This is a genomic window from Armatimonas sp., from assembly GCF_043757465.1.
Classification (GTDB): Bacteria; Armatimonadota; Armatimonadia; order Armatimonadales; family Armatimonadaceae; genus Armatimonas.
Genome location: NZ_JAYVPL010000102.1, coordinates 1 through 19,452, shown reverse-complemented (window position 1 = coordinate 19,452; position 19,452 = coordinate 1). Strand labels below are relative to the sequence as shown.

At 59.5% G+C, this 19,452-nt stretch carries 20 protein-coding genes, 1 tRNA gene and 1 pseudogene; 13 read left to right on the top strand and 9 right to left on the bottom strand.

What is annotated here, in order from left to right:
* Together ACH2ED_RS13370 and ACH2ED_RS13365 are read left to right on the top strand one after the other, a co-directional pair.
* A partial coding sequence (locus ACH2ED_RS13370) for a hypothetical protein (protein WP_395091871.1) occupies positions 1-389 on the top strand: 389 nt, incomplete at its 5' end.
* Between the two features lie 215 nt (positions 390-604).
* The gene (locus ACH2ED_RS13365) at positions 605-1,375 is read left to right on the top strand and encodes a GNAT family N-acetyltransferase (RefSeq protein ID WP_395091868.1); all 771 of its coding nucleotides are present in this window, start codon (positions 605-607) and stop codon (positions 1,373-1,375) included.
* On the opposite strand, the gene ACH2ED_RS13360 is transcribed toward ACH2ED_RS13365, so the two are convergent.
* From ACH2ED_RS13360 to ACH2ED_RS13345, 4 genes are read right to left on the bottom strand one after another with little or no spacing between them, the layout of a single operon-like run.
* Positions 1,372-1,854, bottom strand: coding sequence for a class I SAM-dependent DNA methyltransferase (locus ACH2ED_RS13360; protein WP_395091865.1), 483 nt, complete (start codon positions 1,852-1,854; stop codon positions 1,372-1,374). The genes ACH2ED_RS13365 and ACH2ED_RS13360 overlap by 4 nt on opposite strands.
* A 42-nt stretch (positions 1,855-1,896) precedes the next feature.
* Positions 1,897-2,706, bottom strand: a complete 810-nt coding sequence (locus ACH2ED_RS13355; protein ID WP_395091862.1) for an alpha/beta hydrolase — start codon at positions 2,704-2,706, stop codon at positions 1,897-1,899.
* A gap of 7 nt (positions 2,707-2,713) precedes the next feature.
* Positions 2,714-3,184: a PQQ-binding-like beta-propeller repeat protein gene (locus ACH2ED_RS13350; RefSeq protein WP_395091859.1), complete on the bottom strand. Its 471-nt coding sequence runs from the start codon at positions 3,182-3,184 to the stop codon at positions 2,714-2,716.
* A 22-nt stretch (positions 3,185-3,206) separates the two neighbouring features.
* A complete protein-coding gene (locus ACH2ED_RS13345) occupies positions 3,207-4,619 on the bottom strand; it encodes a TolB family protein (RefSeq protein ID WP_395091857.1) in 1,413 nt (470 codons plus the stop codon).
* A gap of 70 nt (positions 4,620-4,689) precedes the next feature.
* Here ACH2ED_RS13345 and ACH2ED_RS13340 point away from each other — a divergent pair, with 70 nt between their 5' ends.
* From ACH2ED_RS13340 to ACH2ED_RS13320, 5 genes are read left to right on the top strand one after another with little or no spacing between them, the layout of a single operon-like run.
* A complete protein-coding gene (locus ACH2ED_RS13340; RefSeq protein ID WP_395091854.1) occupies positions 4,690-5,940 on the top strand; it encodes a chloride channel protein in 1,251 nt (416 codons plus the stop codon).
* On the top strand, positions 5,912-6,772 hold the full coding sequence (locus ACH2ED_RS13335) for an aminoglycoside phosphotransferase family protein (protein WP_395091851.1): 861 nt from the start codon (positions 5,912-5,914) through the stop codon (positions 6,770-6,772). The genes ACH2ED_RS13340 and ACH2ED_RS13335 overlap by 29 nt, the downstream gene beginning before the upstream one ends.
* Before the next feature lie 26 nt (positions 6,773-6,798).
* Positions 6,799-8,379, top strand: a complete 1,581-nt coding sequence (locus ACH2ED_RS13330) for a beta-xylosidase (protein ID WP_395091849.1) — start codon at positions 6,799-6,801, stop codon at positions 8,377-8,379.
* Positions 8,380-8,387: 8 nt separating this feature from the next.
* A complete protein-coding gene (locus ACH2ED_RS13325; protein ID WP_395091846.1) occupies positions 8,388-8,597 on the top strand; it encodes a hypothetical protein in 210 nt (69 codons plus the stop codon).
* Between the two features lie 57 nt (positions 8,598-8,654).
* On the top strand, positions 8,655-8,777 hold the full coding sequence (locus ACH2ED_RS13320; RefSeq protein ID WP_395091845.1) for a hypothetical protein: 123 nt from the start codon (positions 8,655-8,657) through the stop codon (positions 8,775-8,777).
* A 67-nt stretch (positions 8,778-8,844) separates the two neighbouring features.
* On the opposite strand, the gene ACH2ED_RS13315 is transcribed toward ACH2ED_RS13320, so the two are convergent.
* Together ACH2ED_RS13315 and ACH2ED_RS13310 are read right to left on the bottom strand one after the other, a co-directional pair.
* Positions 8,845-10,206 (bottom strand): DUF1552 domain-containing protein, encoded by a 1,362-nt coding sequence (locus ACH2ED_RS13315; protein WP_395091842.1) that lies wholly within the window; start codon positions 10,204-10,206, stop codon positions 8,845-8,847.
* A gap of 46 nt (positions 10,207-10,252) precedes the next feature.
* A complete protein-coding gene (locus ACH2ED_RS13310) occupies positions 10,253-12,634 on the bottom strand; it encodes a DUF1592 domain-containing protein (RefSeq protein WP_395091839.1) in 2,382 nt (793 codons plus the stop codon).
* Between the two features lie 77 nt (positions 12,635-12,711).
* Here ACH2ED_RS13310 and ACH2ED_RS13305 point away from each other — a divergent pair, with 77 nt between their 5' ends.
* The 5 genes from ACH2ED_RS13305 (at position 12,712) to ACH2ED_RS13285 (ending at position 16,422) form a co-directional block, all read left to right on the top strand.
* Positions 12,712-13,470 carry a tetratricopeptide repeat protein gene (locus ACH2ED_RS13305; protein WP_395091836.1) on the top strand — a complete coding sequence of 253 codons (759 nt, stop codon included), beginning with the start codon at positions 12,712-12,714 and terminating at the stop codon, positions 13,468-13,470.
* A 13-nt stretch (positions 13,471-13,483) separates the two neighbouring features.
* A complete protein-coding gene (locus ACH2ED_RS13300) occupies positions 13,484-14,269 on the top strand; it encodes a tetratricopeptide repeat protein (protein WP_395091833.1) in 786 nt (261 codons plus the stop codon).
* Between the two features lie 39 nt (positions 14,270-14,308).
* Positions 14,309-15,226: a DPP IV N-terminal domain-containing protein gene (locus ACH2ED_RS13295; protein WP_395091831.1), complete on the top strand. Its 918-nt coding sequence runs from the start codon at positions 14,309-14,311 to the stop codon at positions 15,224-15,226.
* On the top strand, positions 15,223-16,290 hold the full coding sequence (locus ACH2ED_RS13290; RefSeq protein WP_395091829.1) for a hypothetical protein: 1,068 nt from the start codon (positions 15,223-15,225) through the stop codon (positions 16,288-16,290). The genes ACH2ED_RS13295 and ACH2ED_RS13290 overlap by 4 nt, the downstream gene beginning before the upstream one ends.
* Before the next feature lie 56 nt (positions 16,291-16,346).
* Positions 16,347-16,422: transfer RNA gene (locus tag ACH2ED_RS13285), tRNA-Met, on the top strand.
* Here the strand turns inward: ACH2ED_RS13285 and ACH2ED_RS13280 are convergent.
* Together ACH2ED_RS13280 and ACH2ED_RS13275 are read right to left on the bottom strand one after the other, a co-directional pair.
* Positions 16,401-18,005 carry a recombinase family protein gene (locus ACH2ED_RS13280; protein WP_395091826.1) on the bottom strand — a complete coding sequence of 535 codons (1,605 nt, stop codon included), beginning with the start codon at positions 18,003-18,005 and terminating at the stop codon, positions 16,401-16,403. The genes ACH2ED_RS13285 and ACH2ED_RS13280 overlap by 22 nt on opposite strands.
* Entirely contained in the window at positions 18,002-18,169 is a 168-nt protein-coding gene (locus tag ACH2ED_RS13275) for a hypothetical protein (protein WP_395091824.1), read from the bottom strand. The genes ACH2ED_RS13280 and ACH2ED_RS13275 overlap by 4 nt, the downstream gene beginning before the upstream one ends.
* A gap of 113 nt (positions 18,170-18,282) precedes the next feature.
* Here ACH2ED_RS13275 and ACH2ED_RS13270 point away from each other — a divergent pair, with 113 nt between their 5' ends.
* Complete coding sequence (locus ACH2ED_RS13270; RefSeq protein WP_395091821.1) at positions 18,283-18,879, top strand: helix-turn-helix domain-containing protein; 597 nt, start codon at positions 18,283-18,285, stop codon at positions 18,877-18,879.
* Between the two features lie 34 nt (positions 18,880-18,913).
* Here ACH2ED_RS13270 and ACH2ED_RS13265 read toward each other — a convergent pair.
* Positions 18,914-19,452: pseudogene (locus ACH2ED_RS13265) on the bottom strand (hypothetical protein); the annotation flags it as partial.

Below are 19,452 nucleotides of genomic sequence, written 5' to 3'. Positions count from 1 at the left end.
GGCATCTCTCAGGATGCCCGGTTCCCTTTGAGCTTCGGCTCTCAGGCCGAAGTCTTCCGAGAGATACCCCGGAGCTTGCTCCGGCGAGCGTCATTTTTGCTTTGAGTCCCGACCCAGGCCCGGCAGCATTCTCCACGACTGAGCTTCAGGTGCGTATCTGCGAGGGGTTTACGGAGGCGTTCTGGCAGACCTACCGAAGTCTTCTGCAGAAGCGAGCTGCAGAAACACTCACGCCCGAGGAGCAGCAGCAACTGATCGCCCTCTCTGATGAGATCGAGGAGCGCGATGGTCAGCGCCTGGTTTATCTCGCGGAACTTGCCCGGCGGCGCAGTGTCCCTGTGCGAACTCTGATGCAACAGCTTGGTCTGCGTCCTGCTACGGTAGCGTAGATGACAGAGGCAGAGCGCCGGGCGGCAGTTTTCTTCCGGGCGCTTGGAGCGATGATGCCCTGTTGCTTCTACCAAAGACGGCAATCGCGCGGGCGACCATTGCTCGTCTTCAGCTAAACCGCCCTGGTGTCATCAATGTTCGCCGAGGACTGATCGCTCTAGGGGAGCATCCTTTGACCGAGATATTAGCGGAAAGTGCGGAAAGGAAAGAATAAATGCTGACTCAAATTGACGACTATCTCGATGCGGCTCCGGCGCAGGCGTGCGACGTGGAGCGGATCGGGCCCTACCTGCTCTACTTCCGCCGCGACTCGGACATGCCTGAGATTTCTTATGCCCGCCCGGTGCGTGGGGAGCGAGAGGGGACATTAGACGAAATTGCGGCGGTGCGTGCGGCGTTTGTGGCACGGGGGCGCCGTCCGCGCTGGGAGTATCTGAAGGAACTGAACCCGGAGCTGGCGGCGCAGCTTATCGAGGCTGGATTTCCCGCGCCCACGCCGCGTCCTCTGCAAGTCGTGACAGCCGAGAGTTTTCGTCCTGAGATAACCAACCTTGCCGAGGTTCGCCCGATCACGCTCGCCGAAGTCGTGCCCGTGGAGGCTGTGCTCACTGCCGCGTATGGGGGCAATCCCGCCGAGGCTACGGGGGAGATGCTGCGTGGCATGCTGGAGCGGGGGGCGTGCGTGATCGCGGCCTTTGTGGGGGGCAAGCCCGTAGCGTCGGGTGGGCACTCGCCTGTCGGGCAGGTCACGGAAGTGGCCGGAATTGGTACGGCATCGGAATGGCGGCGCAAAGGGCTGGCGGGAGCGGTCACCACGGCGCTGGTGCAGGATGCGTTCGCACGCGGCTGCACGTGTATCTTTCTTAGCGCCGCCGATGAGAGTGTCGCGGGGGTCTACGGGCGGCTAGGTTTTAAACAAGTCGGGATCGCGCTTGACTCCATGCTTCCTCCTGATAACATGCTTCCCCCAGATAACATGGTTTAGCGACTCACAAGTCGCTCTTGGTTGCCCTCTCGCCACTCGAAGGCAAACGATGTGACAAAAATCCCACCCGGTTCCAAGTGCGCATAGAGCCGCTGGAGTGTCTGCCGTGCCCGCGCTTCGTCAGTGATGAGCTGGAAGACACTGGACGAGCCGATAATGGTTTTGTAGCGGCGCGGCAGCGCCAGAGTCACGATGTCCTGCTCGTAGAGATTCGGGGAGAGGCCACGCGCCAGGGCTTTCTGGCGGCAAATCTCCAAAAGCTCGGGCGAGTTATCCACGCCATCGGTGTCTATCCCGCGCTCCAGATACGGCAGCACAATCCGCCCGGTTGCGCAGCCCAGATCGAGCACGGGTTGGCCGTAGCGCTCGGCCAGCTCGCGATACAAAACGCTATCGCTCCAGTTTTCCGCCTCGGTGCGGTGTAAATCCCAGGTTTGGGCGATGAGGCCGTTATAGTCGTAGTCGGGTTTTTGATCCATTACGTACCGTATCGTCTGGCCTTGCGTGGTTACTAAGTGGCGCTACGCTTTCTTAAGCCAGCCGTTGTCACTGAGCCAGTCGGCCATGCGCTGGGGCCAGGTTTTGATGCTGGTGAGCTTGGAGCGGTTGCCCATGTTGAAGGCGTGCTGCCCCTGCGCGAAGATGTGCACCTCCATCGAAGCCTTTGCCTGTCGGTACTTGTTTGCTAGATTCATAATACTCCGAGTCGCGCCGTCGTCGTTGGCGACCAGGAAAAACGCGGGCGGCGCGTCGGGCAGAATGGTTTCGGGGATACCGAAGCCGCCAGGGTAGACCAGCATCTGAAAACTCGGCTTGCCGTTCTCACGATCAATCGGGTCAGGAGCATTCGGATCGCCGTCGCCTTTTCCATACGCCACGATCGAGACCACCTCGCCGCCCGCGGAGAAGCCGAGCATGCCGACACGCTTCGGGTCAATTCCCCACTCTTTGGCGCGGCTACGAACAAGGCGCATTGCCCGGTAGGCATCCTGCTGGGGATGCACATCGAGCTTGTAGGGCGAGCCCTCCTCACGGGCTAATCTATACTTCAGCGCAAACGCCACGACACCGATGCTGGCGAGATACTCTGCCGCTTCCTTGCCCTCGGCATTGAAGACCAGCTCTTTGTGGCCGCCACCAGGTGCAATAATCACGGCTGCGCCCGTCGCTTTGTCTTTGGGCGGCAGAAACACTGTGAGCGACGGGTTGTGGATGTTCTTGACCCAGTAGTCTTTGGCAAGCTCAGGCTCGTCCTTGCGGCTCTCGAAGCCGGGAGCGCCTTCGTCCCAGAGCGGGACGATAGTTGGGGGCGATTGTTTACGAAGGGACACTTCGGATTTACCTCTCTTTACCTGACCGACGATCAAGTTGAACATGACTGACTAACTCATGCGGAGTCGGGTCCAAAACAGGGAAGCGACGCTCCAGTACGACTCTTGTCTTCGTCACTTGCTTGAGTTCTCCTACGGCATCCCACAGCAGCTTGCCCGTTGTGGCATCAAAGGCATCGGTGCGGCAGTGGAGGTAGGCACCACTGGCCCAGAAACTGACCATCACTGTGTCTTCATATATCGTGGCTTTGCCTGTATACCGAGTGTAGCCCTTGGCCGGAGCTTTCCATATCTCTTTTCCGGAAGCTTGTGTGAGACAGCAGAGGCCCTGGGTGAGAGTCACAAAGACACGTTCTCCCCTGCACTCCACTCCAACCACATCGTTGTCTGGGAACCGCTTTTTCCAGATAGTCTTTCCATTCCGATCGGTTGCTTGAAGCTCGTTTTTTTGAAAATGCAGCTGAATACGTGCTGTCATGATGGAGGAATCTTACCTAATCTTAACTTGAGTTTGGGGTGTTTTGGTAGGTGACAAAGGCGAGCTGTCGGCTGTCGGGCGACCAGGAGTTGACATTGATGGTGCCCTGCCCTCCGTAGAAACTCGCGAGCGTCGTGATGTTTTTGGTGGCTAAGTCCATTAATCTAAGCTCGACATCTTTGCCCGCTGGATGCCCCTTCACATCCGGCTCGTAGCTAAGATAGACCATTTTTTTGTTATCCGGCGAGACGTGGGGGAACCAGTTGTTGCGCGTGTCAAACGTGAGCTGCTCCTGATCGCTGCCATCGGCCTTCATTCGCCAGGCTTGCATCTTGCCCGTGCGCTCGGAGTTGAAGTAGATATGCTTTCCATCGGGGGAGTACTCCGGGCCATCATCGAGGCCGGGGACATTCGTGAGTTGGGTTTCGTCGCCGCCGGTGATCGGAATCGTGTAGATGTCGAACTGGCCGTTGCGCTGCGCACAGTAGGCGAGTGTCTGACCATCGGGGGAGACGCCGTGCCAGTAGCTTGGGGCGTTGGGAGTAATCAGCGTCGGGGTGCCGCCGGTGACGGGAAGCGTGTAGATGCGCGACTGCCGGTCTTCGGTAGACTGGTCGCTAATAATCAGAGTTTTTCCATCAAACGTGACGCCATGATCGTTGTTACAGCGCGTCGCGAAGCCCGTGTCAATTTGTTCGAACCCACCGCCGCCAATCGGCAGTTTGTAGATCAGACCACTGGAGTTATAGAGCCAGGCGCTGTTGTCCGGGAGCCAGTTGGGTGCCTCAAAGTGTGCCTTCTGACAGAGCTGCACTTTTCGATCCGTCGAGGCAATCGCAATGGTTTCGAGCGTGCTGTAGAGAGCGGTTGGGCCGTCAGCAGGCACCCCCCACTCGACATTCGAGAAAATCGCCGCCTCGCTCATATTGTCGTTGTGCGAGCAGATGGCAAGACCTATGTAGAACGGCGCGGTGAACTCCAGCGCGACTGCCGCGCCTGAGAACTCACCGTCGGTGTAGAGGCGAATGTACTCGCCTTGCTTCTCCAGCTTGATCGTTTTTGGCGCGGAGACGGCAGCCTGCACTTCCTGGGTAGGGCCGCCCTTGATAGTACGAAACTGAAGCGAGGTCAGCCCGTCGCCGTGCACCACCGCATCCACATAGATCGAATCGGCGTCGAGGTCTTGTCGAAAGACGATCCCCGCCTTGCGGTGCGGTTCGCCACTGTCGCCCAAGAAGGCAACCTCAGTGCTCAGAGACAGTGCCCCCGACGCTTCGTGCCAGAGATAGTGGAAGGCATCGCGCGTGGCCCACATATTAAGACCGCTTCCCGTCATGGTGTAGGTAGCACGGGCAGAATCGAAAGCCACAGAGCCTGTGTGGGCAACTATGCCGATGTCGCCGTGGTCGTCGAAGATCCCAAGAGTGTTGGACATAAACAAGATACAGCTTTTGGGTGAACTCGGTTCCCAAACACGGCCCGGCTCGGCGTTGTACAATAGCCCGATGCCCACAAAACTCCAGCTCCCGAAACCGCTCTCCGCGTTGCAGGCGCTGCTGAAAAGCTGCCTGCTCGGGGTAACCGTTGGAGGGCTTTCTGGTGTGGCGTCGGCTATTTTTCTGCACGCACTGGCCTGGGCAACTGGCTTTCGTGAGGGGCATCCAGCGCTGCTCTTTGGCCTGCCAGTGGCGGGAGCGGTGGTCGGCTGGGTCTACCAGCGCTTTGGTGCAAGTGTGGCAGGCGGGAGCAATCTGCTCTTGGAGCGGGTACGCGATCCCGGCCCTCCTGTGCCGTTTCGGATGACGCCGCTGATTCTGCTCGCGACGGTTATCACGCATCTATTCGGCGGCTCGGCAGGACGCGAGGGGACGGCGATGCAGCAGGGCGGCTCGCTGGGTAGTGCGCTGGCGCAGGTGCTCCGACTCTCTGAGGGTGACCGGCAGCTCGCAATTCAGTGCGGGATCAGTGGCGGCTTTGGATCGGTCTTTGGAACTCCGCTAGCAGGCACCGTCTTTGGGCTGGAGGTCTTACGCATCGGGCGGATGAGCTATGCGGGCCTCGTGCCGTGCTTTGTGGCATCGGTGGTGGGTGATCTGGTCTGCCGCGCACTGGGCGCGCGGCACTATCCCTATTCTATCGGAGTGATTCCCGCACTAACACCAAGCCTCTGGCTGTGGGTTCTTCTTGCCGGGGCACTGTTTGGCCTAACCAGCATTGCGTTCACCGAGCTGATTCACACGCTCCAGCAAACCCTCACACGGTGGATTGCCCCGCCCTGGCTTCGGCCCACACTGGGGGGCATCGTGGTGATTTTTCTCACCTGGATTGTCGGCACGCACGATTATCTCGGGCTAGGACTCCCCCTGATCGAGCGGAGCTTCACTCCCGGCGGCGTCGTGCTCTGGGCCTTTGCGCTCAAGCTGCTCTTTACCGTCGTGACCCTTGGTTCAGGCTTCAAAGGCGGTGAGGTGACCCCGCTGTTCTGTATCGGTGCCGCACTGGGGGCCGCGCTCGCAAAGCTCACAGGACAACCGACCGCGTTCTTCGCGGCGCTGGGCTTTGTCGCGGTCTTCGGAGCCGCCGCTAACACGCCGCTTGCTTGCATCGTGATGGGCATTGAACTCTTCGGCGCACCACTCGCGCTCCCTCTGGCGACAGTGTGTCTCGTCAGCTACACTCTCTCCGGTCAGCGAGGGATCTATTCGGCACAACGAAAGGAAATATCCGATGAACCTGACTATTCCAACACAGCTTAGAGCCACTTGTGCTCACAACCCCGAGTGGAACGTCTGGCTGGAGAATCTGCCCGGAGTCGTGAGCGATCTGGCGCAGCGCTGGGAACTTACACTCAGCGAGCCCTTCGGTGGCCCGAATGTGAGCTGCTCCTGGGTGGCTCCCGCGACGCGTGCGGATGGTTTGGCAGCAATGTTCAAGATCGGCCTGCCCGCAATGGAGAGCCGAGATGAGCTGGCCGGGCTACGGTTCTGGGCAGGCGATGGAGCGGTTCGGGTGCTGGAAGGTGACGACACAACCCAGGCGTTTCTCATGGAGCGCTGCGAGCCGGGAACACTGCTACGGACTCTCCCCGAACCTGAGCAAGATGTCGTACTGGCGGCGATGCTCAAGCGGCTCTGGCGCAGGCCCACCGAGCCGCACCCGTTTCGTCCGCTCTCGGAGATGCTGACGTTCTGGGGCGATGAAACCCGCGCCGACGAAGCCCGCTGGCCCGACGCGGGGCTTGTTCGCGTCGGGCTGGGTCTTTTTGAAGAGCTCTCGCGGCCCAGTCCACGCGACGTGCTACTCGCCACCGATCTGCATGCCAGCAATATTCTGGCCGCCCAGCGCGAGCCGTGGCTGGTGATTGATCCCAAGCCGTTTGTGGGAGATCGCACCTACGATGCCACACAGCATCTCCTTCACAACTGCACCGAGCGCCTGTGCTCCAACCCCGACACCACCATTCACCGCCTCGCCGACCTGGCCGACCTCGATCCTGCACGCCTACGCCTCTGGCTCTTCGCCCGAGCCGCCGCCGATCCTCGCGATGACTGGACAGATTTTTCTCTCGCACGGCTTCTGGCGATTTAGCAAAGAAACTTGATAAAATAGCGCCCATGAACGTTTCGATCACCGTGGACGCCGCAAAGCGTCTAGGACCCCTCAAGCCGATCTGGCGCTTTTTCGGAGCCGACGAGCCTAACTACGCCACCATGAAGGACGGCAAGAAGCTGCTGGGTGATCTGGGGAAGCTGGGGAAGCCGCAGGTGTTTTTCCGAGCGCACAGCCTGCTCTGCACCGGCGATGGCACGCCCGCGCTGAAGTGGGGGAGCACCAATGCCTACACGGAAGACGCCAGCGGCAACCCTATCTACGACTGGACAATCGTGGATAAGATCTTTGATGCGTATCTCAAAAACAACATCAAGCCCTATGTCCAGATCGGGTTCATGCCCAAGGCGCTCTCGGTGAAGCCCGAGCCGTATCAGCATTCGTGGACACCAAAAGCAAAGTACGAGGAAATCTACACTGGCTGGGCCTATCCCCCCAAGGACTGGGACAAGTGGGGCGAGCTGGTCTACCAGTGGGCGATGCACTGTGTGAAGAAATACGGTAAGTCAGAAGTGGAGAGCTGGTGGTGGGAGGTCTGGAACGAGGCCAATATCGGCTACTGGCGCGGCACGCCCGAGGAGTTTCGCAGGCTCCACGATGTGGCCATCACTGCCGTGAGGCGAGCGCTCCCGACAGCCCGCGTGGGCGGCTCCGATGTGGCGGGCAGCGGGGGGCAGTTCCAGCGCGATTTTTTTACCCACTGCCTCAAAAACAACACGCCACTGGACTTTGTGAGCTTCCACGCCAAGGGCGCACCGACATTTCTCGATGGCCACGTGCGCATGGGAATCGCGGCGCAGCTTCGCACGATTGACGACGGTTTCAAAATCATCGCCTCCTACCCGGAGCTGAAAAATAAGCCCATTGTGATCGGGGAGTCCGACCCGGATGGCTGCGCGGCGTGCCAGGGGCCGCAATTGGGCTATCGAAATAGCACTCTGTTCTCCAGTTACACCGCCGCCGTCTTTGCGCGTAAGCACGAGCTTGCGGATCGGCATGGGGTGAACTTAACCGGGGCGCTGACCTGGGCCTTCACGTTTGAAGATCAGCCGCTCTTTGCCGGATTCCGTCAGCTCGCCACCGGCGGCCTGCCGCTGCCGGTGCTCAATGTCTTTCGGATGTACGGCAAGATGGACGGCGAGCGCCTCGCCACGCACAGCAGTGTGGGCCTCTCGCTGGATGCGATCATGAAAGACGGAGTACGAAGCGCCGCGCCCGACATCTCCTCGCAAGCAGCCCTATCAGGCAAGAAAACCACTGTGCTCGTCTGGCACTACCACGATGATGATCTGGCGGGGCCGGATGCCGAAATTTCCCTCACGCTAGAGAATCTTCCGAAGCAGCGCGGCGCGGCAAAACTAACCCACTGGCGCATTGATGAGGCGCATAGCAATGTGTTTACCGCCTGGCAAAAGCTCGGCTCGCCGCCAAAGCCCACGAAAGCCCAGTACGCACAGCTCGAAGCCGCCAGCAAGCTGGAGCAGCTCGCTCCCCCTGCAAGCGTGACGATAGAAGCGGGCCGCGTCACGTTACCCTTTACCCTGCCCCGGCGCGGTGTCTCTTTGTTGCAACTGGAGTGGCGGTAAGAACGGGAGTGGCAGTAAGAATGCGGCTGGAGCGCATCCTCTACAACAACGAAAATGGTTTCTCCGGTTTCTCCAGCGCAGCCTTCTCGCCGGATAGCCGCTTTGTGACGTATCACTTGTTGGGGGACTATGTTGTTGATCTCCAGGGGAAACGTACCGAGGAGATCGGCTCGGGAGCGACGACTTCCTGGTCTCCTGATAGCAAGTGGCTGGCCTAACGTGACGGGGATGGCTACGTCTCCCAAGTTCGCCCTGATGGCACGGGGCGGCGGTCATTGGGAAAGAAGGGGGAGCCCCACTGGCGGCGCGACGGCACGCTGGAGGTTGTGGAGCAGTATGGCAAGAGCAGCGATCAGGCCGTGGTGGGGCTTAAAAAGAAGTCCGAGTACAAGCGCTAGGCGCATCGGGGCGAGCCTTTTGGGCGATATGGGAAGAGGTTAAAAACCCTTCCCGCATCGCTTACGGCTAGAAGAGCTGGGAGAGCTTGCCGGTTGAGTCCCCGAGGGTTTCGCCGGGGATACCGAAGCGATCTAGCATCGTGATCAGAAGATTGCTCATGGGTGTCTTATCGGCGTAGCGCACGTGCCGACCGCTCTTGATCGTACCGCCACCACCCCCGCAGAGAAGAAGCGGCAGGTCGTTGTGGTTGTGCCGGTCGCCGTCGCTGATGCCGCCGCCGTAGACGAGCATCGTGTTGTCCAGAAGTGTCTTGTCACCCTCTTTGATGCTCTGCATCTTATTGAGGATATAGGCAAGCTGCTCGACATGGTAGTGGTTGATCTTGCGCAGCTTCTCAAGCTTGGCGGCATCGCGGCCATGGTGCGACAGATCATGGTGGCCCTCGTTGATTCCGATATTGCGGTACGCCCGCCCGGAGCCTTCGTCGGCGAGCATGAACGTCGAGATGCGCGTGATGTCGGCTTGAAAGGCCAGCACCATCATGTCGCCTAGGAGCTGAATCTGCTCCGGATAGTCGAGCGCCCCCTTGTTATTGGCGGGGAAGCGCTGCTGGAAGTTCTCCGCGGTCGCGCCCGTGGCTTTGCTGGCTTTCTCCAGAAACGAGATCCGCCGCTCGATCTCACGAATGCCCGTGAAGTACTCATCGAGCTTTTGCTTATCGTGCGCCCCAAGTTTTTTTTGCAGGCTTGTCGCATCGTCTTTGATAAAGTCTAGGACGCTCTGGTTGTAGCGCTGACGCTTTGCCCGTGCCGCCGCCGACTCGCTCAGGTTCTCGACCTTAAAGAGCCGCTCGAAAACGAGGCGTGGGCTGTCCTCTTTGGCAACGGGGGTGGTGTCGGAGCGCCAGGAGATGGTGTGGGAGTAGGCGCAGGAGTAGCCGCTGTCGCAGTTGCCCGCCATCGAGCCACGCTCGCAGCCTAACTCTAAGCTCGGAAAGAGTGTCTGATGCCCCCGCTTGAGCGCCGCGAGCTGGTCGGCGGAGATGCCCGCCTGGATATTGGCCCCATCGGTCTTGCGCGGATGGCAGCCTGTCAGCCACGCCGCCGCCGAGCGTGCATGGTCGCCCGCACCGTCTTTTTGCGCTTCAGCACCGTATTGGCTCAAGCCGGTGAGCACATTAAAGTGATCTTTCAAACCCGCCAGAGGCTCCAGTGTGGAGGGGAGCACTCCCAAAGCGCCCTCCGTGTCCGGCGTCCAGTGCTTCATATTGATGCCGTTGGGCACGAATAAAAACGCCATGCGCACCGGTGCATCACTCGCTTTTTTCCCCGTTTGCGCGGAGGCCATCGCCTCTAAAAACGGCAGCGCCATCGCTGTGCCCATGCCCCGAAGGAGCATGCGTCGAGAAACTAATGGGTCTGTCTTCATGATTTAGAGTATACCTCTCCTATAACGACAGCGCCGTGAGGCAGATTTATTTGCGGGGGGAAGTGGATTCATCGCCGCGTCGCTCACGGAAGGGGGTGCTGGTGACGACGGCCTCGACAATTGCGGAGAACTTGTAGCTGCTGCTCTCGACGGATTTTGTCATCGTGTCTAAGTTGCACTTGTCGGAGCGCTCGATCCCACGCCCAAGCGCATAGGTCAGCAGGCGATCCGTGAGTGTGTGGGTGAACTGCGTCTTCTTTTTTAGAAGGATACGCTTCAGCTCGCTCGGGCCGCTGAACTTGCTACCATCGGGAAGAACCCCGGCGGTATCTATCGGCTTTCCGGCATCGTTTAAGCGCCAGCGACCGATCAGATCGTAGTTCTCCAGAGCCAGACCAATCGGGTCCATCTGCGCGTGGCAGTTGGCGCAGGCTGGGTTGGTGCGATGGATCTCAAGCCGCTTTCGGAGCGTCTCGGCCTGTGCCGTGCCTTTTTGCGCTTCCAGCTCGGGGACATTGGGTGGCGGCGGCGGCGGCGGCGTCCCCAGAAGATTATCAAGCACCCACTTTCCCCGCTTGACCGGCGATGTCCGGCTGGGGTTACTGGTGAGCGTCAGTACGGCGGCCATGGAGAGAATCCCGCCGCGCTGCTCCGCGCCTTTGTTGAGGGTGACACGCTGAAACGCATCGCCTGTAATTCCTGAAATACCGTAGTGCTTTGCAAGCGGTGCATTGACATAGGTGTAGTCGGCATCCAGAAACTCCAAAACACTCCGGTCTTCCTGCACCACGCTAGTGAAGAAGCGTAGCGGCTCTTGTGTCATCGCTTGGCGCAGCGGCTCCCCGAAGCTTTTGTCATCGGGCTGGACTACGGCGAGCTTGCGTAGCTGGAGCCACTGCCCGGCGAAGTTCTCGGCCAGCGCGGCGGCCTTAGGATCGCGCATCATGCGCTTGGCCTGCGCGACCAGAGTGGCGGTATCTTTGAGCTTGCCCTGATCCGCGAGGCGTAGCAGCTCCTCATCGGGCGTAGACGACCACAGGAAATACGAGAGGCGGGTTGCTAGCTCGTAGCTGTTCAGGAGGCGGCGTGCCGTAGGATCGTTGGGTTTGGCATCGGGTTCCGGGCGGAACAGAAAGCTTGGCGAGGAGAGAATTGCGCGCACAGCAAGCTGAACGCCCTCCGGAAACTCCTCACGCTTTTTCTTTTCTCGTGCAAGATGCGTCAGCGCGACGAGCTTGGTTTTCTCTAGTTGCGTCGCGGGGCGCCGAAAGGCACGCCTTGCCAGGGGATCGAGAATACTATGCGCCGCCGCATCCCACGCCGCGTCGGTGTCGTCTTTGGGGAGCGTGAGGCTCAGGCCGCGCTTGAGCCCGGCGGGCGGCTGAAGCTCAATAAAACCAATGTAGAGATTGCGGTCCTGGCCTTGTCGGCGAAACGGGAGATCCTCGGCGTCTCTATCGTTGTTATTAAGAAAAGTCGCCCCGATTTTATGGCGTCCCGGCTGGTCAATCGTGAGGGTGAGCGTCGACGTTTGAGGGATCTGAACCGTCGCGGCAACCTCAAAGCTCTGGAGCTGTTTTCCATCGAGTGCGACTCGCATCTGGCTGGGGCGAGGATCGGCGTGTTGTTCGTAGGCCTGGATGCGCACGGTGTAGACTCCGGCCACGGGAAAGTCAAAGCTGGCCGTTGCCGTGTCGCCGGTTCGGCCTAGCTCGAATCCCTCTTGCGAGCCGCCCCCTCCGCTGCCGAGACCTGCAAGCTGCCGCGCCGTGATGCGCAGCGGGCGCGAGCCCGCGCCGGGCGGCACGATGGCTTCCTCCGCCACTTTCTCGGCGGCGCTGAGATACTTCTCCATTAAGAGGGGGGAGATCGAGAGAACATCTCCGATATTATCGAAGCCGTAGCCGACATCGTCGTTGGGAAACTCATCGGCGGGGCGCAGTGTCACCCCGAGCAAGTCCCGAATGGTGTTGTTGTACTCGGCGCGGTTTAAGCGGCGCATCGTGACACGGCCCGGGTCGTTGAGCTGGCAGTCCACTTGTGAAAATAAGCTCTCCAGCGTGTGCCCAAGCTTCTCTCGTTCCGCCGCAGTGGGCTGGGGCATGTCGGCGGGCGGCATGCGGCTCTCCAGCACTGCGGGGCCAACTCTATCCCAGATGGCGCGGTTCTTCAGAGCGGCCTCAAAGGTCTTCTCCGCACTGAGGCTTACCCCGCCTGTGCCTTTGGGAGCCGTGTGGCAGCTCAGGCAGTATTTTTTGATCAGTGGTGCGACATCGCGTGCAAACTCCGAACCGGCAAGTGCTTGCTTTGGTGTTTGTTTTGGTGGTGTGATAGGCGGTTTTTTCTGCTGGGGATGTGCCAAAGCGCCCAGAGCGACCAGAGTCGCAAAAGGCAGACACAACAAGGCGGGCGTGTGTTTCTGGTTCATAGCGAGTATGGTGTTATCGTACCCTACCTGGCTGAAGATGCAACCACGAGGTAGGGGAGGTAAAATGGTGACTAACAATGGATGATACGACGGCGCGTTACGATGTTGGCAAAGGGCACCTGCGGGCCAAACAATTTGCGGAGGCCACTGCCGCGTTTCAGAGCTTGGTCGAGGCCGACCCGGGGGATGCCGAAGCCTGGCAGCTCCTAGGTGCTTCACAGAGCCAGGAGAAGAACTGGGTGAGCGCAAGCTCCGCGTTTCGCAAGGCCGAGACACTGGAGCCGTCGGCGCGCAACCGCTACAATCTTGCGGTCGCGCTCAGCGAGGGGCTCTCTCGGCACGATGAAGCGCGGCTCTATTTGGAGCGTGCCCTGGAAGCCGACCCTAGCCATGCGCCCAGTAAAGAGCTTCTCGCTCAGTTGGTCGCGCGGACAGCGGCTCCGGAGTACGATGCCCGCCAGGCACAGGTTCAAATCCAGCAAATCGAGCGACAGCGTGGCCCGGTTCCGCTTGCACGCAAGCTCCTGGGGGGCTTTGTTGCCACCGTGGTCTCAATTGTCGCCTGTGGAATCTGGTGGATATTTCCCTTTCGGGTGCTCGTGGCGTTTGGCGCGGGCTGGCTCGTGGGGCTTCTGACCGCTAAAGCCTGTGGACGAGGCGGACAGACGGCGGCACGGATCTCGGGGTGGACATCGGCGGTATTCTTTATTCCGCTGTGTGGCTGGTTTCTCTACCGAGACGCACTACAGGGCAACACCTGGAATATTCTCCTGGACATTCTGGCAATGTATTTATCGGTATCCCAATCCTACAAGATCGCACTGAACACGGAATAGGAGCATAGTCGCAATGGCAACACCACGCGAAATCGGAGTTCTTCGCATGAAGGAGGGGCGCTTCTCGGATGCCGCCGCCGCTCTGGCGGATGCCGTCGCTCTGGATGCCAGCGATGTGGGGGCGTGGCGGCTGCTCGGTGGTGCTCTGGCGGCGCTAGAGGACACATCAGGGTCGGTGGCGGCGTTCCAGCGCACGGCAGCCCTCGATCCCGAGCAGCCCAAGAACCACTACAACCTCGCGCTGGCACTTCAGGCTTCTGGGGATAGAAGTGGCGCACGCCAGCACTTTGAGCATGCCCTGACCCTCGACCCGAGCTACGCACAGGCCACGCAGCGTCTCCAGGAGCTTGAGGCACTGCCCACGGTGCCGCCGGTTGTGACACCCCCGCCCGCCCCACGCGTGCCGCCCCCGCCGCCGCCAAGCTACACCAGCACCGCAGGGAGCTACGCCCCACCGCCCACTCTCGACTACGGAGGAGGCCACAGCGCAGCGGCACCGGGCTACGGTCAGGCACAGCGCCAGCAGGGACGCCCCGGCTCGGCACTCGCCCCCCAGGTTAATGGGACGAATATCCTGGTGCTGGGCATCTTGGGAATGACACTGACTCCCGTTTTCTCGCCCTTTGCCTGGTTGCACGCCAACCGCGCTCTGGAGATTTTAGATCGGCACCCCGAGATGGATCAGCGCCAGCGTGGCAATGTGCAGGCGGGGCGTATTCTCGGGGTGATCGGCACCATTTTGTTGTTGCTGACGATTGCCATTTTTGTTCTCGTCGCGCTGGCGGGAGGGTTTCGCTGACATGTCACAAAAATGCATGGGGAGACGTCTTTGGAAAGTATGAAACGATGGGGTGCTTGGGGAGGGCTGGCATTGGTTGCCCTCGCGCTCGCGGGCTGTGGAGGGAGCAGTGGCTTTGACCTGCGCTTTCCAGGGCGGGTGGTCTTTACCGCACGCCGGGACGGGAACTCCGAGATCTATCTCATGGACACCCGCGGTGTCAACCCGACTCGCCTGACCAATAATAGTGCACGCGATTTTCAACCAAAACTCAGCCCGGATCGTAGCCAGGTTGTCTTCACGTCGGATCGTGATGGCGGCGACTACGATCTGTACAAGATGGACATTCGCGGTAAGAGCGTCACACAGCTCACGAACAACAATAAAGTGGATGCTGACCCCACCTGGTCACCCGATGGGACCCAGCTTGCCTTTGTCTCCGATCGGGATGGCAACGATGAGATCTATCTCATGAATGCCGATGGTAGCAATGTGCGCCGCCTGACAAGCAACACGGCGCAAGATCAAACTCCCACCTGGTCGCCCGATGGCACAAAGCTCGCTTTTTCCAGCAATCGCGACGGTAACTACGAGATCTATAGTATGAACGTAGAGGGCAATAACCAGAAACGCCTGACCACGAGCACGGGCACCGACGATTTCCCGGCATGGTCTCCTAGTGGCGGAACCATTGCCTTTGCCACGGATCGGCATGGCAAGCTTGAAATCTACACGATCAACGCCAACGATGGCTCAGAGCCCCGTCGCCTAACCGGCAACGACTTCGACGACGACTCCCCTAGCTACAGCGCCGATGGCCAGACAATCTTCTTCGACTCAGATCGCACAGGCAACTTCGATATCTTCTCTATGGATGCTGTGGATGGTGCCAGTGTGGTCCGCCTCACCGATAGCACCGAGAGCGATAGCGCACCGCACTCCCGGGCGCTCCTGACAAACCGGAGGGCACGCCGTTGAAAACGCTAATTCTGACTTGCCTTGTCCTCTCTGTCTCCGCTGGAGCCTTCGCCCAGGCACGGGGCCGCGAGGAGAAGAAGCAGGAAGAAAAAAAAGAAGAGAAGAAGAAGGAAGAAAAAAACGACTCCCGCACGCGCGAGGATAGCAAGCAGCGCGATGACCGCCGGGACGATAACCGTGGTCGAGATCGCGATATTATTATCCTCACCGATCCCACACCTGGCCCCTTTCCCCGCTGGCCAGATCGTGACTACGGGCGCCTGCGTATGCCTCGCTTGACCTTCGCCCGCGATGGAGTGGGGATCTGCACAATCGGTGAGGCCGGGGAAGCCCCTGAGGTTCTCCGTCGCAATATCGAGGTCGGAGCCCAAAGCCCCACCCGTGCCCCGCGCCAAGGACGCCTAGCCTATGTCGCCCCCTACGAAAACCAGCTCACTCTCTTCACTGTCGGGGATAGTCTGACGCGGCCCCACCGGCTGACCAACCCGAAGTGGGGCGATGCGGATCTGCCTGCCTGGGCACCCGACGATAACTCCCTTGTTTTTGTTTCCCACCGCGATAACAACAACGAACTCTATATCATTGAGGCAAGTGGTGGCACTCCACGACGGCTCACACAGCACCCTGGCAACGACACACAACCTACCTGGTCTCCCAGTGGTGGCTGGATCGTTTTTGTCTCAGATCGAGGGGGCCAGCCCGCTCTCTGGCGCGTTCCCGCAAAGGGAGGGGCTGCCATTGCTCTCGAAGGCTGTCCTGTGGGTTTGCCTAGTGACCCCACATTCTCCCCAGATGGCCGCTTCATCGTGGCCAGTTTTGAAGATGCTCCCAGGAAGCGACATCTCTGGAAAATAGACCTCAACGCGAAAGAAGAGCCTCGTCGCCTTACCACCGAACCTGGTGACTACCACCATCCCGCTTTCCGCCCCGACGGCGGCAAACTCGCGATGAGTGTCCGAACACAGTCCGGCAACTTCGCCCTCGCGCTATTGGATTTTTCGGCGAATGGTCTTCAGCAGCTCACTCCAGGAACCCTCAGTGATCGCCGTCCTGTCTGGTGGTGAAAGATTTCCTTGACAGAACTGGTTATGGGGGCTATACTCCCTCTTGCATACAACGACGCGGGGTGGAGCAGTTGGTAGCTCGTTGGGCTCATAACCCAAAGGTCGGAGGTTCAAGTCCTTCCCCCGCACCCATGTGGTTCGAATTTACGAACCTGTAGAGGGCCGCTTGTGAGATTTAGTCTCACAGCGGCCTTTTGCTTTTCTACCATCGTTACTTCCTCGACCAGCAACCCGATCAGCTCGGTACGCTCCTCGCCCGAGAGAAACTCCCAGATTTCCATCACATGCTGCCAGAGCGAGGCCACTTCCTCTGCATCCGGACGGCGGTGCTGGAACGAGGCGATCTGGCCCATCAGGTCTTTACGCTTACCCTCTATCTCCGTGATATGCGCTTCCAGCTCTCCGAGGCGCTTGACCAAGGTGGTCAGAACCGTGCCACTCGTGCTGCCCACTTCGAGTGCCATCTGGTTTGCCTTGATCTTTTTCTCCGCCTCCCGCTTGTTGCGCTCCAGTCGCTTTATCTCCTCACGGGCTTCATCTGTTGAGGGCATGGCTTTTGCCGCCTCGCGAATAAAAGTCGCTAGGCGGGTGGGATGCTCACCGCAGCGGGCTATCTCGGAGAGGACGGCGGTCTGGAGTGTCTCGGCGTTTACGCGCTTGACTGGGCAGGGCTTCCCCGTCTTGGCGGAGCGGATGCACTCGTAGTAGCGAACCCGTGAGCTGCTCCCGTGGTGGCTTGCGGGCGTCATGCGGCTCCCACAGTGCTCGCAGAGGACACATCCCCGCAGGAAGTAGCAGAAGTCATCTTCAAGCTTGGAGGGCTTCGCGTAGCCCAGCTCCCTGCCCTCACCACCTGAGGGGAGTGGCTTCTCTTGGCGCGCGGCGAGCTGTGCCTGTGCTGCCTCCCAGAGTGTGTCAGGCACGATGGCTTCGTGAGCATTTGGGTTGGTGTGCACGCCCCAGCGCACGGCCCCGCGGCTGATGGGATTGGAGAGCAGGCGGCGCACGGCCTCAATTGTCCAGGTGCGTGTGGGAGCTACTTCGCGGAGGTAGCGCTGCACCGTGCCGAGGTTATCGGTCTCGACAAAGCGCTCGAAGGCACGCAGTACGATAGGCGCTTCTTCGGGGTTGGGAACGTAGCGCTTGGGGGCGGGTTTGACCTTGCCGCCTGGGAGTATGCTTGGTGTCATGCCAGGAACAGTCTCTGTACTGTAGCCGAAGGGGCGAACGCCACCCATCGCGTAGCCGTGAATGACCATCTGGCCTTGCTTGGTCTTGGTCCACTCGGAGATCTGGCGGGGGAGGGCACCATCAAAGACGATCTTGATTCCCTTGCTCATCTGTCCTGCCAGGTCGGGCGTGAAGTCCTCGCGCACGAGCTCGATCTTGACCTTGCACTCAGCCAGCAGGTACTCGGCCACGTGGTAGAGCTCCCCACGTGCGAGGCGTGACATGTAGGTGACCACGATCCGGTCGAACTTATGCTCACGGGCATCGGCTAGGAGTCGCTTCCAGTCGGGGCGTTTGAGGTTGGTGCCTGTGCGGCCTTCATCGTTGTACTCAGCGACCAGCTCGCCGCCGAGGTGGAGGATGCGCTCACGGTTAATCTCGCGCTGGGAGTCAATGGTGGTGTAGTCACCGTAGGCTTGGTCGTCGGTGGAGCAGCGCACGTAGAGAGCGCAGCGAAGGGGCTTGTGTGGTTTAGGTGGCCTCATCGGGTTGTCCTTTCGTGGGTGGGTTGTGGCGGGGGGGGCTGGACTGCCTGCCAGCGCCGGTAGCCGGTGCGTAGGAGCACAGTGGCGCGGTTGAAGCGTCGCTGTAGCTCCTCGGGCGGGAGCGGCTTCTCTTCAAGGTGGAGAGTGAGTGGTGTTCGGTTCATATTCGTCCTTGGTATTGTTGTTTGGTAAACTGTTGTTTGGTGGAGTGTAACACGTCTATGAATTATCTGCAATATAATTTGTGTGAATACGAAAAATGAGGGATAATGGCTCCATGCGTTCTCTGAATCTTGTTGCCTCCCCCGCTGAGGTCGCTCGTGGTAAGGCGTTTGCGCGCTTCCTGCGCATCGAGCGGGCCAAGCGTGACCTGAGCAAAGTCGAGCTGTCGAAGCTCTCTGGGGTCTCGGCCAGCTACCTGACCTTGTTTGAAAACGGGAGCATCAAGCCCGATGGGAAGTACCTGGTGCCTAGCCGGGAGATTCTGGAGAAGATCGCGACAGTGTTTGAGGTGGCTCCTGAGGTGGTGCTCAACGCGGCGGGCTACGATGTTCCTGTGCCGCTGCCAGAGATTCAGTACGAGCCCGATCTGGACACCCTGCTGGGGCGTGTGGAGGGCTACAGCGACTTCGACGGCCCGACCCGTGAGGTGATCCGGGAAGCTGCCGTTGCGGCGGCAACGAATATGGCGGAGAGCCTGCGTAAGCTCAACTCGCAGGGGACGATTGGCTCGCGCTTCTCGCGTGAGGAGATCGCCGCCGAGGAGCATCAGCAGAGTCTTCTGCGAGAGATAAACACGCTCTACATTGCCGACATGCCGATTGCCGGTGGGCTGGAGGAGGACGACGAGGACGGCGACGATGACCTGGACTAAATCGTCGATCTTCCTGATGGAGGGGTGCAGGACATTAAAGTGGTGAGGTAGCAGTCCTCAACGATTGACGATTCCAAAAGGCGACGAACTCTTCCCACTCGTTGCCAAAAAGAAAACCGCGAAGGCGGGCAATCACTTCAGCACCCAAGGGACTCCAACGCATACCAGCACCTTTCAGACGCTGGCTCACGATACGTTTACAACTCGATTCGACCAGACCAGAACCAATGCAAAGGCCACGACGCAAATAATCACCATAGTCCATACGAGAAGCATTATTGGTAAAATAGGTAGTCAAAATACGCAGAGATTCTAAATTTTGTTGAGGAAGAGCCTTCATCGCCGACCAAAAATCAGACCAGGCGCTACGTTTCATGTCAGAAAGGCGATCACTTAGCCAACCATGTTTAGAATCTCCAAAAACATCCTGACCAACATCAGAAACATATTCACTAGCATGGTAAAAATCTTGAATTTGTTGAGCAAGAGGAAAACAGCTCGAAGCAAGATTCCAAATCCAAGCAGAACCATCTCCTAAAATGGTTAGACAATGTGCTTTTAATGAACCACAAG

Excerpts from the sequence above, each read along its gene's own strand:
- ACH2ED_RS13345 (WP_395091857.1), bottom strand. The coding sequence starts at position 4,619 with ATGTCCAACACTCTTGGGATCTTCGACGACCACGGCGACATCGGCATA.
- ACH2ED_RS13350 (WP_395091859.1), bottom strand. The coding sequence starts at position 3,184 with ATGACAGCACGTATTCAGCTGCATTTTCAAAAAAACGAGCTTCAAGCA.
- ACH2ED_RS13330 (WP_395091849.1), top strand. The coding sequence starts at position 6,799 with ATGAACGTTTCGATCACCGTGGACGCCGCAAAGCGTCTAGGACCCCTC.
- ACH2ED_RS13310 (WP_395091839.1), bottom strand. The coding sequence starts at position 12,634 with ATGAACCAGAAACACACGCCCGCCTTGTTGTGTCTGCCTTTTGCGACT.
- ACH2ED_RS13335 (WP_395091851.1), top strand. The coding sequence starts at position 5,912 with ATGAACCTGACTATTCCAACACAGCTTAGAGCCACTTGTGCTCACAAC.
- ACH2ED_RS13300 (WP_395091833.1), top strand. The coding sequence starts at position 13,484 with ATGGCAACACCACGCGAAATCGGAGTTCTTCGCATGAAGGAGGGGCGC.
- ACH2ED_RS13270 (WP_395091821.1), top strand. The coding sequence starts at position 18,283 with ATGCGTTCTCTGAATCTTGTTGCCTCCCCCGCTGAGGTCGCTCGTGGT.
- ACH2ED_RS13315 (WP_395091842.1), bottom strand. The coding sequence starts at position 10,206 with ATGAAGACAGACCCATTAGTTTCTCGACGCATGCTCCTTCGGGGCATG.
- ACH2ED_RS13360 (WP_395091865.1), bottom strand. The coding sequence starts at position 1,854 with ATGGATCAAAAACCCGACTACGACTATAACGGCCTCATCGCCCAAACC.
- ACH2ED_RS13305 (WP_395091836.1), top strand. The coding sequence starts at position 12,712 with ATGGATGATACGACGGCGCGTTACGATGTTGGCAAAGGGCACCTGCGG.
- ACH2ED_RS13365 (WP_395091868.1), top strand. The coding sequence starts at position 605 with ATGCTGACTCAAATTGACGACTATCTCGATGCGGCTCCGGCGCAGGCG.
- ACH2ED_RS13275 (WP_395091824.1), bottom strand. The coding sequence starts at position 18,169 with ATGAACCGAACACCACTCACTCTCCACCTTGAAGAGAAGCCGCTCCCG.
- ACH2ED_RS13295 (WP_395091831.1), top strand. The coding sequence starts at position 14,309 with ATGAAACGATGGGGTGCTTGGGGAGGGCTGGCATTGGTTGCCCTCGCG.
- ACH2ED_RS13340 (WP_395091854.1), top strand. The coding sequence starts at position 4,690 with ATGCCCACAAAACTCCAGCTCCCGAAACCGCTCTCCGCGTTGCAGGCG.
- ACH2ED_RS13280 (WP_395091826.1), bottom strand. The coding sequence starts at position 18,005 with ATGAGGCCACCTAAACCACACAAGCCCCTTCGCTGCGCTCTCTACGTG.